This window comes from Enterobacter sichuanensis, from assembly GCF_009036245.1.
GTDB classification, from domain to species: Bacteria; Pseudomonadota; Gammaproteobacteria; order Enterobacterales; family Enterobacteriaceae; genus Enterobacter; species Enterobacter sichuanensis.
This window is the reverse complement of the sequence record NZ_CP027986.1, coordinates 3,068,646-3,083,315: the sequence shown is the minus strand read 5'-3', so window position 1 is coordinate 3,083,315 and position 14,670 is coordinate 3,068,646. Positions and strand designations below refer to the sequence as shown.

The 14,670-nt window shown below is 53.9% G+C and carries 13 protein-coding genes; 12 read left to right on the top strand and 1 reads right to left on the bottom strand.

The features are described 5' to 3' along the window. The first annotated feature begins 165 nt into the window (after nt 1-165). From udk to asmA, 3 genes are all read left to right on the top strand, one after another. Nucleotides 166-807, top strand: coding sequence for a uridine kinase (gene udk, locus C1N69_RS14920; RefSeq protein ID WP_008500855.1), 642 nt, complete (start codon nt 166-168; stop codon nt 805-807). Nucleotides 808-898: 91 nt separating this feature from the next. Continuing rightward, a complete protein-coding gene (gene dcd, locus C1N69_RS14915) occupies nt 899-1,480 on the top strand; it encodes a dCTP deaminase (RefSeq protein ID WP_020883257.1) in 582 nt (193 codons plus the stop codon). 22 nt (nt 1,481-1,502) lie between these two features. After that, nucleotides 1,503-3,353, top strand: coding sequence for an outer membrane assembly protein AsmA (gene asmA, locus C1N69_RS14910; protein ID WP_155031462.1), 1,851 nt, complete (start codon nt 1,503-1,505; stop codon nt 3,351-3,353). A gap of 127 nt (nt 3,354-3,480) precedes the next feature. Here asmA and C1N69_RS14905 read toward each other — a convergent pair whose 3' ends face one another. Next, on the bottom strand, nt 3,481-5,064 hold the full coding sequence (locus C1N69_RS14905) for a TerC family protein (RefSeq protein ID WP_155031461.1): 1,584 nt from the start codon (nt 5,062-5,064) through the stop codon (nt 3,481-3,483). A 692-nt stretch (nt 5,065-5,756) separates the two neighbouring features. On the opposite strand from C1N69_RS14905, the gene C1N69_RS14900 reads away from it, so the two are divergent. From C1N69_RS14900 to wcaF, 9 genes are all read left to right on the top strand, one after another. Further along, on the top strand, nt 5,757-6,896 hold the full coding sequence (locus tag C1N69_RS14900) for a polysaccharide export protein (RefSeq protein ID WP_014170829.1): 1,140 nt from the start codon (nt 5,757-5,759) through the stop codon (nt 6,894-6,896). Between the two features lie 6 nt (nt 6,897-6,902). Then, nucleotides 6,903-7,346: a low molecular weight protein-tyrosine-phosphatase Wzb gene (gene wzb / locus C1N69_RS14895; RefSeq protein ID WP_025758721.1), complete on the top strand. Its 444-nt coding sequence runs from the start codon at nt 6,903-6,905 to the stop codon at nt 7,344-7,346. Nucleotides 7,347-7,348: 2 nt separating this feature from the next. Beyond that, entirely contained in the window at nt 7,349-9,511 is a 2,163-nt protein-coding gene (gene wzc, locus C1N69_RS14890; RefSeq protein WP_047959057.1) for a tyrosine-protein kinase Wzc, read from the top strand. Nucleotides 9,512-9,578: 67 nt separating this feature from the next. Next, on the top strand, nt 9,579-10,421 hold the full coding sequence (gene wcaA / locus C1N69_RS14885; RefSeq protein ID WP_155031460.1) for a colanic acid biosynthesis glycosyltransferase WcaA: 843 nt from the start codon (nt 9,579-9,581) through the stop codon (nt 10,419-10,421). Beyond that, nucleotides 10,421-10,912 (top strand): colanic acid biosynthesis acetyltransferase WcaB, encoded by a 492-nt coding sequence (gene wcaB, locus C1N69_RS14880; RefSeq protein ID WP_014170825.1) that lies wholly within the window; start codon nt 10,421-10,423, stop codon nt 10,910-10,912. The genes wcaA and wcaB overlap by 1 nt, the downstream gene beginning before the upstream one ends. Further along, complete coding sequence (gene wcaC, locus C1N69_RS14875; RefSeq protein ID WP_155031459.1) at nt 10,909-12,126, top strand: colanic acid biosynthesis glycosyltransferase WcaC; 1,218 nt, start codon at nt 10,909-10,911, stop codon at nt 12,124-12,126. Before wcaB ends, wcaC begins: the two co-directional genes overlap by 4 nt. Further along, nucleotides 12,101-13,321 (top strand): colanic acid polymerase WcaD, encoded by a 1,221-nt coding sequence (gene wcaD / locus C1N69_RS14870; protein WP_047959054.1) that lies wholly within the window; start codon nt 12,101-12,103, stop codon nt 13,319-13,321. Before wcaC ends, wcaD begins: the two co-directional genes overlap by 26 nt. A gap of 12 nt (nt 13,322-13,333) precedes the next feature. Next, complete coding sequence (gene wcaE, locus C1N69_RS14865; RefSeq protein WP_025758727.1) at nt 13,334-14,080, top strand: colanic acid biosynthesis glycosyltransferase WcaE; 747 nt, start codon at nt 13,334-13,336, stop codon at nt 14,078-14,080. A 15-nt stretch (nt 14,081-14,095) separates the two neighbouring features. Further along, on the top strand, nt 14,096-14,650 hold the full coding sequence (wcaF, locus tag C1N69_RS14860) for a colanic acid biosynthesis acetyltransferase WcaF (protein ID WP_025758729.1): 555 nt from the start codon (nt 14,096-14,098) through the stop codon (nt 14,648-14,650). Nucleotides 14,651-14,670 lie beyond the last annotated feature (20 nt).

Genomic DNA, 14,670 nt, shown 5'->3' with positions numbered 1-14,670 from the left:
CGTTCATTTAAATTTCACTCAGGGCGTAATGCGTCACTTTTCGGGCAGTCTCGCAGAACCTGTGCATTCGACTGGTATCACGCCGGCGAAATCCCTATAATTGCCGCGTTTGACGCTCCGGCGTCGTCCTTCCTTAACATCCAGGTTAATCAGGTCGCTAAATTTATGACTGATAAGTCTCATCAGTGCGTCATTATAGGTATCGCCGGCGCATCGGCTTCAGGTAAAAGTCTTATTGCCAGTACGCTTTACCGCGAACTGCGTGAACAAGTAGGTGATGAGCATATCGGCGTCATTCCCGAAGACAGCTATTACAAAGATCAATCCCATCTGTCGATGGAAGAGCGCGTCAAAACCAACTATGACCACCCCAATGCCATGGACCACAGCTTGCTGTTCCAGCATTTAGAAGCGCTTAAGAGCGGCCAGGCGATCGAGCTGCCCGTTTACAGTTATGTCGAACACACCCGCACTCAGGAAACGATCCGCATTGAACCGAAAAAGGTCATTATCCTGGAAGGCATCCTGCTGCTGACAGACGCCCGCCTGCGGGAATCCATGAACTTCTCCATTTTCGTTGATACCCCCCTGGATATCTGCCTGATGCGTCGCATCAAGCGTGACGTCAATGAACGTGGCCGTTCAATGGATTCCGTGATGGCGCAATACCAGAAAACGGTCCGCCCGATGTTCCTGCAATTTATTGAACCCTCCAAACAATACGCCGATATCATCGTGCCGCGCGGGGGCAAAAACCGCATAGCGATTGATATCTTAAAAGCGAAAATCAGCCAGTTTTTTGAATAAGCCGCGCGAATTGTGTACCGTTCAGAGATAACCTGGTTTTACCCTGAATGCTTATTGCCTCAGGGTACGATGCATGAAAGGAGAGAGTGCCATGCGTCTTTGTGATCGCGATATTGAAGCCTGGCTGGATGAAGGCCGTTTGTCTATTACCCCACGTCCACCCGTGGAGCGTATCAATGGGGTAACCGTTGATGTACGGTTGGGGAATAAATTCCGCACCTTTAGCGGCCATACCGCGCCGTTCATTGACCTTAGCGGGCCGAAGGACGAAGTGAGCGCCGCGCTCGATCGCGTGATGAGTGACGAAATCGTTATTGACGAAGGTGAGGCCTTTTATCTGCATCCGGGTGAACTGGCGCTGGCGGTGACGTATGAATCCGTTACCCTGCCTGCTGACCTCGTCGGCTGGCTTGATGGCCGTTCTTCCCTGGCGCGACTGGGGTTGATGGTGCACGTGACCGCGCACCGTATCGATCCCGGCTGGTCCGGGCGTATCGTGCTGGAGTTCTTCAATGCCGGTAAACTGCCTCTGGCGCTGCGTCCCGGCATGATGATCGGTGCGTTAAGCTTTGAACCGCTGACGGGCCCGGCCGATCGTCCTTATAACCGTCGTCAGGACGCAAAGTACCGCGACCAGCAGGGCGCGGTCGCCAGCCGTATTGATAAAGACTGAACGCGAGTCCATTGAGGATGCCATGAGAAGAGTTCTGACAACGCTGATGATTTTGCTGGTGGTGCTGGTTGCTGGCCTTTCGGCGTTGGTTCTGCTGGTTAACCCTAATGATTTCCGCGCGTACATGGTGCGGCAGGTCGAGGCACGCAGTGGTTATCAACTGAAACTTGATGGACCGCTGCGCTGGCACGTCTGGCCGCAGCTCAGCATTCTCTCTGGCCGCATGTCGCTCACGGCGCCGGGGGCCTCACAGCCGCTGGTTTCCGCAGACAACATGCGCCTTGATGTGTCGCTGATCCCGCTTATTTCCCATCAGCTGCAGGTTAAACAGGTGATGCTGAAAGGCGCGGTGATTCAGCTCACCCCGCAAACCGAAGCCGTGCGTGATGCGAATGCGCCGGTGGCGCCGCATGAAAATACCCTGCCTGATGAGCCGTCTGATACCGGCTGGTCTTTTGATATTGGCAAACTGAAAGTGGCCGACAGCGTGCTGGTTTTCCAGCATGAGGACGAAGAGCAGGTTACCGTTCGCAACATTAATCTGCAGATGGAACAGGATGATAATCATCTTGCCGCCGTGGAATTTAGCGGGCGCGTGAACCGCGATCAGCGCGATCTCACCCTGTCGCTGAATGCCAGCGTCAATGCGTCTGACTATCCGCATCAGCTCACGGCCGACATCCAGCAGCTGAACTGGCAGCTGACGGGGGCCGATCTTCCTGCTCAGGGAATCACCGGGCAGGGGACGTTGCAGGCCGTGTGGCGCGAAGAACAAAAGCAGATTGAGCTGGATAATCTCAGCCTGCAGGCGAATGACAGTAGCCTGAAAGGGCAGGCGAGCGTTACGCTCGAAGAGAAACCGAAGTGGGTGCTCAATCTGCAGTTCGACAAGCTCAATCTGGAAAACTTACTGCCGCCGCCGCCTGCAAGCGCAACGGACAGCGATGCCGCACAAACGGGGCAAAGCCAGATGCCGGTCTCTCGTCCGGTTATTTCGTCGAATCTTGATCAACCTGACTACAACGCCCTGCGCGGATTCACGGCGGATATTCTGCTGAAAGCCAATAGCCTGCGCTGGCGTGGCATGGATTTTACCGACGTGAGCAGCCAGATGTTCAACCATAATGGCTTGCTGGTGATCTCGGAACTGAGCGGCAAGATGGGCGCTGGGCATCTCTCACTGCCCGGTACGCTGGATGTCCGCAAAGACGTCGGCAGCGCCGAGTTCCAGCCGCGTCTCGACAACGTTGAGATCGGCACCATCCTGAAAGCGTTTAACTATCCGATAGCCCTGACAGGGCAGTTGACGCTGGCCGGTGACTTCTCGGGCACTAAAATTGATGCCGATGCTTTCCGCCGCGACTGGCAGGGACAAGCGCACATTGATTTAAAAGACTCCCGTATGGAAGGGCTTAACTTCCAACAGTTGGTCCAGCAGGCGGTGGAGCGCAGCAGCGATGTGAAAGCGCAGGAGAACTACGACAGCGCCACGCGCCTCGACAGCTTCTCCACGGACCTGACGCTGGATAACGGACAGTTGACGCTGGCCGACATGCAGGGAACCTCTTCCATGCTGTCGCTGACGGGAGAGGGCTCGCTGGATCTGGTAAAAGAGACGGCGGATACGCACTTTAACGTCCGGGTGCTCTCCGGCTGGCAGGGCCAGGGTAAGCTCATCGACTTCCTGAAAGAGACGCCGATCCCGCTGAACGTTTATGGCAAATGGCAGGCACTGAATTACAGCCTGCAGGTGGATCAGATCCTGCGTAAGCATCTGCAGGATGAAGCCAAACGTCGGCTGAACAGCTGGGCGGATCGGAATAAAGATTCGCAGACCGGGAAGGATGTGAAAAAGCTGCTCGATAAGCTGTGATGCCGTTGTGCCGGGTGGCGCTTCGCTTACCCGGCTGCCAGTGCGGCCTGATGCCCTCACCCCATCCCTCTCCCACGGGAGAGGGAGCAAACCCTAAAACGGCAACCGGGTTGCCGTTTTGTTTTACCTACACCTCAAAATCCAGTTCTTCCTCGTCCCTCAACGGGATGAGTTGAACCTTCTGTACGCGATGGTTTTCAATCTGCAGCGTTTTCAGCAGATAGTCCCCCACCTGAACCTCTTCCCCCGGCTGCGGGATACGCTGCAAATACTCCATCAGCAGGCCGGCAATGGTGTGATATTCCCGTTTTTCATCCAGCGGCAAGGGCACATATTGCACCAGGTCTTCAAGCGGCATATGACCGTTGGCCGTCCAGGAGCCGTCGGCGTTTTTCTGGATGTCATGGCGGGCATCAATCTCATCCACCTCGTTAGGCAAATTACCGGCGATGGTTTCCATCACGTCGCTGAGCGTGACCAGCCCTTCAACCGATCCAAACTCATCCACCACAAAGGCAAAATGCGTGCGCGCGTTGCGGAACTGCTCCAGGGCGGAGAGTAGCGGAAGCCCCTCCGGGAACACCAGCGGCTGGCGTACCAGAGCGCGGAGATTAAGCGCCTCGCCGTGCAGCTGCTGTTGCAGCAGGTCGATGACGTGCACCACCCCCAGCAGCTCCTCTTCCTCTTCACCGCCGGTCACCACCACCCGGGTGTGCTGGTTTTTATCCAGCAGGGTGCGGATTTGCGCTTCCGGGGCCGTCAGGTCGATATGCTCAATGTCATGGCGTGAGGTCATGATGCTGCTGACCGTGCGCTGGTTGAGATTGAGCACCCGCTCAATCATCAGCCGCTCCTGCGGGTTAAAGATTTGCCCTTCGCTGTGATCGGCCAGCATGGCGGAGGATTCGGCGTCCAGCTCCGCATCCTCTTTCTTACCGCTCAGCAGGCGCATGACCGTGTCGGCCGTGCGCTGACGCAGGGTCTGATTCGCGGAAAGGAAGCGGCGGCGGTTAAATATCGCCAGCTGGTTAAGCGCCTCAATCATCACGGAGAAGCCAATGGCGGCGTAGAGATAGCCTTTCGGAATATGGAACCCAAAACCGTCGGCCACCAGGCTAAAGCCAATCATCAGCAGGAAGCTCAGACAGAGGATAACGATGGTCGGGTGACTGTTCACAAACCGGGTCAGCGCCTTGCTGGCCATCACCATCAGCGTAATGGCGATAATCACCGCCGCCATCATCACCGCAAGGTGGTCCACCATCCCGACGGCGGTGATCACCGAGTCGAGGGAGAAGACCGCATCCAGCACCACAATTTGTGCCACCACCGGCCAGAATTTCGCTCCGCGGCGCTGGGTCGGGTTCTCACTGTCTTTGCCTTCGAGCCGTTCGTTGAGTTCTACGGTGGCTTTAAACAACAGGAATAACCCGCCGAAGAGCATGATCAGATCGCGGGCGCTAAAGCTCAGGCCGTGAATGGCGAACAACGGCTGAGTCAGGGTCACCAGCCAGGAGATAGAGGCCAGCAGCAGTAAGCGCATCACCATCGCCAGCAGCAGACCCGTCACGCGCGCGCGGTCGCGCTGGGAAGGGGGCAGTTTTTCAGCGAGGATGGCGATAAAGACCAGATTATCAATCCCGAGCACAAGCTCGATGACGACCAGCGTAACCAGCCCGGCCCAGATTGAGGGATCGGCAATCCATTCCATAGTAATAGCAATACCTTCTGTTATATGACGAATGTCACACTTCGATCATGGATAAAGCCGGGGGAAATTGCAATGCCGGGCTGAGATTTCTCTTAATACGTCTCGCTAAAAAGAGCCTGTTCTGCTGACCCTGTAAATAAGGAAAATACGTCTCTTTTATTACCGGAATATCATTTTAGGATATATCGCAGGTAATGGTTTTTGCTCTCTTTTTGTCAATATAAAGAAAATCCTAAAAGGCCAAAACTTTGCTCTTAATATTAATCTTAAAAACCGATATTAGGACAGTTGTCTCCTTGCCTGCTATTAGGTTAGCTGCAACAATTCTCCCAGCATCAAATGTTAAATCTCAGTGTTGCTATTATTGTTCGGTCTTCAGGGATGGTTATTCATTATCCGTCGGGCATCGCCAGCGGCTGATATATTTCCAGAAGACCTTGCTCAAGAGGGTGTCTATCCATAACACATTGTTTAGTCAGTGGATTGGTAACTGAAAGCCAAGGGCGGTAGCGTGCCTGAAAGCGTGTGAATCAGCCTCGATTATTCTGTCAATAGCCAATGGATGAATAAGCTTTTTTTAGGACTGATGCCAGTTATATTTCTATTTGATTAACTGCATGCTGAAACCCAATACGACCCGAGCTTATTTAAATTGCACAGGATAATTACTCTGCCAAAGTGATAAATAATCAATGATGAAATCCAAAATGAAATTGATGCCATTATTGGTGTCTGTGACCTTGATGAGTGGTTGCACGGTCTTTCCCGGCAGCAATATGTCAACAATGGGTAAGGATGTGATCAAGCAACAGGATGCCGATTTTGATCTCGACAAAATGGTGAATGTTTATCCACTTACGCCTCGACTGGTCGAACAATTACGTCCACGTCCGAATGTTGCCCAGCCGAATATGTCGCTGGACCAGGAAATTGCCTCTTATCAGTACCGCGTGGGGCCAGGTGACGTGATTAACGTGACCGTCTGGGACCACCCTGAACTGACCACACCCGCGGGCCAGTACCGCAGCTCAAGCGACACCGGTAACTGGGTGCAGTCAGATGGCACCATGTTCTATCCCTATATTGGTAAGGTCCATGTTGCCGGCAAAACGCTTGCCGAGATCCGTAGTGATATTACCGGCCGCTTAGCGCAGTACATCGCCGATCCGCAGGTGGACGTTAATATCGCCGCATTCCGCTCGCAAAAAGCCTATATCTCCGGCCAGGTGAATAAATCGGGCCAGCAGGCTATTACCAACGTGCCGCTGACCGTGCTGGATGCCATTAACGCCGCGGGCGGCTTAACCGACGGTGCCGACTGGCGCAACGTGGTGCTGACCCATAACGGGAAAGAGCAGCGCATTTCGCTGCAGGCGCTGATGCAAAACGGCGATCTGACCCAGAACCGCCTGCTCTATCCGGGCGACATTCTCTACGTACCACGCAACGACGATCTGAAAGTCTTCGTGATGGGTGAAGTGAAGAAACAGAGCACCCTCAAAATGGACTTCAGCGGTATGACCCTGACCGAAGCGCTGGGCAATGCTGAAGGTATCGATCTGACGACCTCTAACGCGACCGGTATCTTCGTCATCCGTCCGCTGAAGGGTGAAGGCAGTGCGAAAGGCAAGATTGCCAACATCTACCAGCTGGATATGTCCGATGCGACCTCTCTGGTGATGGCGACGGAGTTCCGTCTCCAGCCATACGATGTGGTGTATGTCACCACCGCGCCGGTTGCCCGCTGGAACCGTCTGATCAACCAGTTGCTGCCAACCATCAGTGGCGTTCGCTACATGACGGATACGGCGCGCGACATTCATACCTGGTAATTCGCGATGTTTAACAAAATTCTGGTGGTATGCGTGGGGAACATCTGCCGTTCCCCCACGGCTGAACGGTTGTTGAAACACTACCAGCCCGAACTGACCGTTGATTCAGCAGGGCTGGGCGCGCTGGTCGGTAAAGGTGCCGATGAGCGGGCAACGAGCGTCGCACGGGATCATAACCTTTCCCTTGACGGTCACGTTGCCCGCCAGGTCACCAGCCGCATGTGCCGGGAGTACGACCTGATCCTGGCGATGGAGAAACGCCATATCCATGCGCTGTGCGATATCGCGCCGGAGATGCGCGGCAAAGTGATGCTGTTTGGTCACTGGGACAATGAACGCGAAATCCCCGATCCGTATCGCAAAAGCCTTGAGGCCTTCGAGGCGGTTTACACCTTACTTGATCAGTCTGCCCAGCAGTGGGCGCAGGCACTGAAAGCTCAGCAGGGATAACAATGACAGAAAAAACAAGACCTTCTGCCGCCCCGACTTCGGGCAGTGATGAAATTGATATTGGGCGCCTGGTCGGCACGGTTGTCGAGGCAAAGTGGTGGGTGCTGGGCATTACCGCCGTGTTTGCCGCTGCGGCCGTTGTCTACACGCTGTTCGCCACCCCTATCTACAGCGCCGACGCGTTGGTGCAGATCGAGCAGAACACCGGTAACTCGCTGGTGCAGGACATTGGCTCTGCGCTGGCGAATAAGCCACCGGCGTCCGAGGCTGAAATTCAGCTTATCCAGTCACGCCTGGTGCTGGGCAAAACGGTTCACGACCTCGGGCTCGATATCTCCGTCACCAAAAACACCTTCCCGATCTTTGGGGCCGGCTGGGATCGGCTGATGGGCAGAAACAACGACACGGTGAAAGTGACGGACTTCGTGCTGCCGAAAGGGGCCGCCGATCAGACCTTTACCCTGACGGTGCTCGGTCCGAAACAGTACCAGTTAACCAGCGATGCGGGCTTTAGCGCACGCGGAGAAGTGGGGCAGATGCTGACCAAAGACGGCGTCAGCATGATGGTCAGCGCGATCAACGCCCAGGAAGGCGGGGAGTTTACCGTCACCAAATTCTCCACGCTGGGGATGATCAACAACCTGCAAAACAACCTTACTGTGACCGAAAACGGTAAGGACACCGGCGTGCTGAGCATGACCTTTACCGGTGAAGATAAGGATCAAATCCGCGACATCCTGAACAGCATTACCCGCAACTATCTTGAGCAAAACGTTGAGCGTAAGTCGGCTGAAGCGGCGAAAAGCCTGGCGTTCCTGTCAAAACAGCTGCCGGAAGTACGCGCCCGCCTGGATGAAGCCGAGAACAAGCTGAATGCCTATCGTCAGGATAAAGACTCTGTCGACCTGCCGCTGGAGGCGAAATCGGTCCTCGATTCGATGGTTAACATCGATGCCCAGCTCAACGAGCTGACCTTCAAAGAGGCAGAAATTTCCAAGCTGTATACCAAACGCCACCCGGCCTACCGCACGCTGCTGGAGAAACGCCGCACCCTGGAAGAGGAGAAGGCGAAGCTCAATGACCGCGTTACCGCGATGCCGAAAACCCAGCAGGAAATTGTACGTCTGACCCGTGACGTGGAGTCCGGCCAGCAGGTTTACATGCAGCTGCTGAATAAACAGCAGGAGCTGAAAATCACCGAAGCCAGTACCGTCGGTGACGTGCGCATCGTCGACCCGGCGATCACCCAGCCTGGCGTGCTGAAGCCGAAAAAAGCGCTGATCATTCTCGGCAGCATTATTCTCGGCCTGATGCTCTCCATCGTGGGCGTGCTGCTGCGTTCGCTGTTCAACCGCGGCATCGAAAGCACGCAGGTGCTGGAAGAGAGCGGTATCAACGTCTATGCCAGCATTCCGCTGTCGGAGTGGCAGAAATCCCGCGACAGCGTCAAAACCATCAAAGGCGTCAAGCGTTACAAACAGAGCCAGCTGCTGGCGGTGGGTAACCCAACCGACCTCGCCATCGAAGCGATACGTAGCCTGCGTACCAGCCTGCACTTCGCCATGATGCAGGCCAAAAACAACGTTCTGATGTTGACCGGGGTCAGCCCGTCAATCGGCAAAACCTTTGTCTGCGCCAACCTGGCTGCGGTGGTCAGCCAGACCAACAAGCGTGTGCTGCTGATCGACTGCGATATGCGTAAGGGCTATACCCACGAGCTGCTGGGTACCAATAACGTCAACGGTCTGTCGGAGATCCTGCTCGGCAAAGGTGACATTAGCCAGAGCGCGAAACCGACCAGCATCCCGAAATTCGATCTCATCCCGCGTGGTCAGGTGCCGCCAAACCCCTCTGAACTGCTGATGAGCGAACGGTTCACCGAGCTGGTGGAGTGGGCGAGCAAAAACTATGACCTGGTGCTGATCGATACCCCGCCAATTCTGGCCGTAACCGATGCCGCCGTGGTAGGGCGCCTGGCGGGGACCACCCTGATGGTAGCGCGCTATGCGGTGAACACCCTGAAAGAGGTGGAAACCAGCCTGAGCCGCTTCGAGCAAAACGGTATTGAGGTGAAAGGGGTGATCCTGAACTCCATCTTCCGCCGCGCGTCCGGGTACCAGGACTACGGGTATTACGAGTACGAATATAAGTCTGACAGTAAATAAAAAACCCCCTCACCCTAACCCTCTCCCCGTAGGGGAGAAGGTCTGGGAGAGGGATAAGGGGAAGACCATGACCACACAACGCCCGTTAGTTTCAATCTATATGCCGACATGGAATCGTCAGCAGCTGGCGATCCGCGCAATTAAGTCGGTACTACGTCAGGATTACGATAACTGGGAACTGATCATCGTGGATGACTGTTCCTCCTCGTATGAACAGCTGCAAAAATTTGTGACTGACCTCAACGATCCGCGGGTGGTCTATACGCACAACGCGATTAACTCCGGTGCCTGTGCGGTGCGTAATCAGGCGATTATGCAGGCCAAAGGGCAGTATCTCACCGGGATCGACGACGATGACGAATGGACGCCAAACCGCCTGTCTGTCTTCCTCTCGCACAAAGAACAGCTGGTTACGCACGCATTCCTGTATGCCAACGACTATGTCTGCCAGGGCGAGGTGTACTCGCAGCCGGCCAGTCTGCCGCTGTACCCGAAATCACCGTATTCCCGTCGCCTGTTCTACAAGCGCAACATTATCGGTAATCAGGTCTTTACCTGGGCGTGGCGCTTTAAAGAGTGCCTGTTCGATACCGAACTGAAGGCCGCGCAGGATTACGACATCTTCCTGCGCATGGTGGTGGAGTATGGCGAGCCGTGGAAAGTGGAAGAGGCCACGCAGATCCTGCACATCAACCACGGGGAGATGCAAATCACCTCCTCGCCGAAGAAATTCTCGGGCTACTTCCATTTTTACCGCAAGCACAAGGACAAGTTTGACCGTGCCAGCCGTAAATATCAGCTCTTTACCCTCTATCAGATCCGCAATAAGCGCATGAACTGGCGCACGCTGCTGACGCTGCTTTCCGTACGTAACGGTAAGCGCCTGGCTGATGGACTTCGGGGGAAATAATGTTTCTGGAAGATTGCCGCGCAAACAGCTGGAGCCTGCGCCCGTGCTGCATGGTTCTGGCGTACCGCATCGCCCATTTCTGCTCAGTGTGGCGTAAGAAAAACGTGCTGAACAATCTCTGGGCGGCACCGGTTCTGGTGCTGTACCGCATCATCACGGAATGCTTTTTTGGCTATGAGATTCAGGCTGCTGCCACCATTGGCCGCCGCTTCACCATCCACCACGGCTATGCGGTGGTGATCAACAAGTTTGTGGTCGCCGGGGATGATTTCACCATTCGTCATGCGGTCACCATTGGCAACCGCGGGCCAGACAGCCTGGCCTGCCCGGTCATCGGCAATAACGTTGAGCTGGGCGCGAATGTGGTGATCATTGGTGATATCACGATTGGTAACAACGTCACGATTGGTGCTGGCAGCGTGGTGCTGGACAGCATTCCGGATAACGCGCTGGTGGTGGGAGAAAAAGCCCGCGTGAAGGTGATTAAATGAACATTCTGCAATTTAACGTACGCCTCGCAGAAGGCGGAGCAGCAGGCGTGGCGCTGGATCTGCATCAGCGCGCCCTGCAAAAAGGACTTCAGTCCCGGTTTATTTACGGCTATGGCAAAGGCGGCAAGAAAAGCGTCAGCCACGATAACTTCCCGCAGGTGCAGAAGCACACGCCGCGCCTGACATCGATTGCCAACATTGCGCTGTTCCGTCTGTTTAACCGCGATCTGTTTGGCAACCTGAATTCTCTTTATCGCACGGTGACGCGCACCACCGGCCCGGTTGTGCTCCATTTTCACGTGCTGCACAGCTACTGGCTGAATCTGGAAGAGGTGGTGGCGTTTTGCCAGAAGGTGAAGGCCCACAAGCCCGATACCCGCTTTGTCTGGACGCTGCACGATCACTGGAGCGTAACCGGCCGCTGCGCGTTTACCGACGGCTGCGAAGGCTGGAAAAATAACTGTCAGAAATGTCCGACCTTAAGCAACTACCCGCCGGTGAAAGTGGACCGCGCCCACCAGCTGGTGGAAGGAAAGCGTCAGCTGTTTCGCGACATGCTCTCGCTCGGCTGTACGTTTATCTCCCCGAGCCAGCACGTGGCCGATGCCTTCAACAGCCTGTACGGGGCAGGGTGCTGCCAGATTATCAACAACGGCATCGACGTGGCGACGGAAGCCATTCTTGCCGAACTGACGCCGGTGGCGGAAACCACAGGCAAACCGAAAATCGCCATCGTTGCCCATGACCTGCGCTACGACGGCAAAACCAACCAGCAGCTGGTGCGCGACATGATGGCGCTGGGTGACAAGATTGAACTGCACACCTTCGGCAAATTCTCGCCGTTCGAAGGGGCCAACGTGGTGAACCACGGGTTTGAAACCGACAAACGCAAACTGATGAGCGCGCTGAATGAAATGGATGCGCTGGTGTTCAGCTCCCGCGTGGATAACTATCCGCTGATCCTCTGTGAAGCGCTCTCCATTGGTGTACCGGTACTTGCCACCCACAGCGACGCGGCGCGAGAAGTGCTGGAGAAATCCGGCGGGAAAACCTTCGCGGAACAGGAAATTTTGCCGCTGGTGCAGTTGCCGAAGGCGCAGATTGCCCGGACTGTTTTTGGCACTGACCTGGAATCGTTCCGCAACCGCAGCCGCAAGGCGTACAGCGGACAACAGATGCTGGAGGAGTATGTCTCGTTCTATCAGAATCTGTAGTTATCTGCTGCTGCCGCTGATCTACCTGCTGGTCAACGTCAAGATTGCCCAGCTCGGCGAAAGCTTCCCGATAACCATCGTCACTTTCTTGCCCCTTCTGCTTCTGCTGTATGTCGATAAAATCAACCTGAAGAAGCTGATGATTGCCTTAGGGTTGGGCACGGGCCTGACGCTGTTTAACTACATCTTTGGCCAGTCGCTGGATGCCAGTAAATACGTCACCTCGACCATGCTGTTTGTTTATATTGTCATTATTATCGGTATGGTCTGGAGTATTCGGTTTAAAACTATTTCTCCGCACAATTATCGGAAAATCCTTAGGTTCTTTTATATTGCCGTTGCGTTAATTGTTATGCTTGCCGCCATGGAGATGGCGCAAATTATTCTCACCGGTGGCAGCAGCCTGATGGAGATAATTTCGAAATATCTCATTTACAGCAACAGCTATGTATTGAACTTCATTAAGTTTGGCGGGAAACGTACCACCGCGCTCTATTTTGAACCGGCGTTTTTTGCTCTGGCATTAATCTCAATTTGGCTCAGCATCAAACAGTTTGGTATCAAAACGCCTAAGACCGATGCTATGATTCTTGCAGGAATTGTTCTGTCTGGATCGTTCTCAGGGGTAATGACATTTATCCTGTTTTACCTGCTGGAGTGGGCGTTCCAGTACCTGAACAAAGAGGCGATTAAGAAAAAACTGCCGCTGGCGATTATCTCCCTGACGGTATTTCTGGTAGGCGTGATATTTGCATTCCCGTACATCTCAGAACGTCTGGGTGATTTGGGAACGGAAGGATCGTCGTCCTATTATCGCATTATTGGTCCACTGGTGATGGTGGGTTATTCCTTAACCCATATTGATGGCGTAGTAAGATTCGGCTCACTTTACGAATATGTTGCATCATTCGGAATCTTTAACGGTGCGGATGTCGGTAAAACCATAGACAATGGTCTGTATCTGTTAATTATTTATTTTTCGTGGTTCGCCGTACTGTTGACGCTGTGGTATCTGTTTAAAGTTTTCAAAATGATGATTAACGCGTTTGGGGATAACCAGAACTTTCGCGTGCAGCTTTATCTGTTCACACCGGTGTCGCTGTTTTTTACCGGGTCAATATTTAGCCCGGAATATGCGTTCTTAATTGTTTGTCCGTTTATTTTGCGTAAAGCGCTTAATATTACGAATTCATGACGAGGTGGTCTTATGTTTCTTAGCGTCATTACTGTCGCTTTTCGTAATTACGAAGGGGTGGTAAAAACCTGGCGCTCGCTGCGTAACCTGGCGCGCGACCCAAGCCTCACCTTTGAGTGGATTGTGGTCGATGGTGGCTCGAACGATGGCACGGCAGAGTTTCTGGAAAAACTCAACGGTGAGTTCAACTTACGCTACGTCAGCGAGAAAGATAAAGGCATCTACGATGCAATGAACAAAGGCATCAACATGGCGCAAGGGCGCTATGCCATCTTCCTTAATTCCGGTGATGTTTTCCACGATGACGTGGCGCTGTTTGCCCGTCAGCTGGCGCGCCAGAAAGAGGACGCCATGTATATTGGTGACGCGCTGCTCGATTTTGGCGACGGACATAAAATATGCCGTAGCGCGAAGCCAGGCTGGTATATCTACCACAGCTTGCCGGCCAGCCATCAGGCCATTTTCTTCCCGGTAAAGGGTCTGAAAAAACAGCCTTACGATTTGCAATATAAAGTCTCTTCGGATTATGCGCTGGCCGCCAGTCTGTATAAATCCGGCTACCCGTTCCGTCGCCTGAAAGGCCTGGTGTCGGAATTTTCAATGGGCGGCGTGTCAACGTCTAATAATCTGGAATTGTGCCAGGATGCCAAAAACGTGCAGCGTAAAATATTACGCGTGCCGGGGTTCTGGGCGGAATTATCTTATTTATTACGCCTGCGTACGACAGGTAAAACGAAAACCTTATATAACAAAGCCTGAATATAAGGAAGCGCAATGCAGGATCTGAGCGGTTTCTCCGTGCCGAAAGGTTTTCGGGGCGGGAGCGGTATTAAAGTGCAACTGTGGTGGGCCGTTCAGGCAACGTTATTTGCCTGGTCACCGCAAATATTGTACCGCTGGCGAGCATTTTTATTGCGCCTGTTTGGCGCAAAAATCGGAAAAAACGTAGTCATTCGGCCTTCGGTAAAAATTACCTACCCCTGGAAATTAACGCTCGGGGATTACGCATGGGTAGGGGATGACGCGGTGTTATATACCCTGGGCGAGATTACGATTGGCGCAAATTCGGTGGTGTCACAGAAATGTTATTTGTGCACCGGCAGTCATGACTTTATGAGTCAGCATTTTGATATTACCGCTTCGCCTGTTGTGATTGGCGAAAAATGCTGGCTGGCAACGGATGTTTTTGTTGCACCGGGTGTTTCTGTTGGTGATGGCACGGTAGTCGGTGCCCGCAGCAGCGTTTTTAAATCGCTACCGGCAAATACAGTTTGCCGTGGCAACCCCGCAGTGGTGATACGCGAACGCGTTGAAACTGAAAAACTTTGATAAGTACAGAGGAATATAAA

Bases quoted from the DNA above. Each gene is read 5' to 3' on its own strand.
- wcaD (WP_047959054.1), top strand. From the start codon at position 12,101: ATGTCTCGTTCTATCAGAATCTGTAGTTATCTGCTGCTGCCGCTGATC.
- dcd (WP_020883257.1), top strand. From the start codon at position 899: ATGCGTCTTTGTGATCGCGATATTGAAGCCTGGCTGGATGAAGGCCGT.
- C1N69_RS14905 (WP_155031461.1), bottom strand. From the start codon at position 5,064: ATGGAATGGATTGCCGATCCCTCAATCTGGGCCGGGCTGGTTACGCTG.
- asmA (WP_155031462.1), top strand. From the start codon at position 1,503: ATGAGAAGAGTTCTGACAACGCTGATGATTTTGCTGGTGGTGCTGGTT.
- wcaC (WP_155031459.1), top strand. From the start codon at position 10,909: ATGAACATTCTGCAATTTAACGTACGCCTCGCAGAAGGCGGAGCAGCA.
- wzb (WP_025758721.1), top strand. From the start codon at position 6,903: ATGTTTAACAAAATTCTGGTGGTATGCGTGGGGAACATCTGCCGTTCC.
- wcaE (WP_025758727.1), top strand. From the start codon at position 13,334: ATGTTTCTTAGCGTCATTACTGTCGCTTTTCGTAATTACGAAGGGGTG.
- wcaA (WP_155031460.1), top strand. From the start codon at position 9,579: ATGACCACACAACGCCCGTTAGTTTCAATCTATATGCCGACATGGAAT.
- udk (WP_008500855.1), top strand. From the start codon at position 166: ATGACTGATAAGTCTCATCAGTGCGTCATTATAGGTATCGCCGGCGCA.
- wcaB (WP_014170825.1), top strand. From the start codon at position 10,421: ATGTTTCTGGAAGATTGCCGCGCAAACAGCTGGAGCCTGCGCCCGTGC.
- C1N69_RS14900 (WP_014170829.1), top strand. From the start codon at position 5,757: ATGATGAAATCCAAAATGAAATTGATGCCATTATTGGTGTCTGTGACC.
- wcaF (WP_025758729.1), top strand. From the start codon at position 14,096: ATGCAGGATCTGAGCGGTTTCTCCGTGCCGAAAGGTTTTCGGGGCGGG.
- wzc (WP_047959057.1), top strand. From the start codon at position 7,349: ATGACAGAAAAAACAAGACCTTCTGCCGCCCCGACTTCGGGCAGTGAT.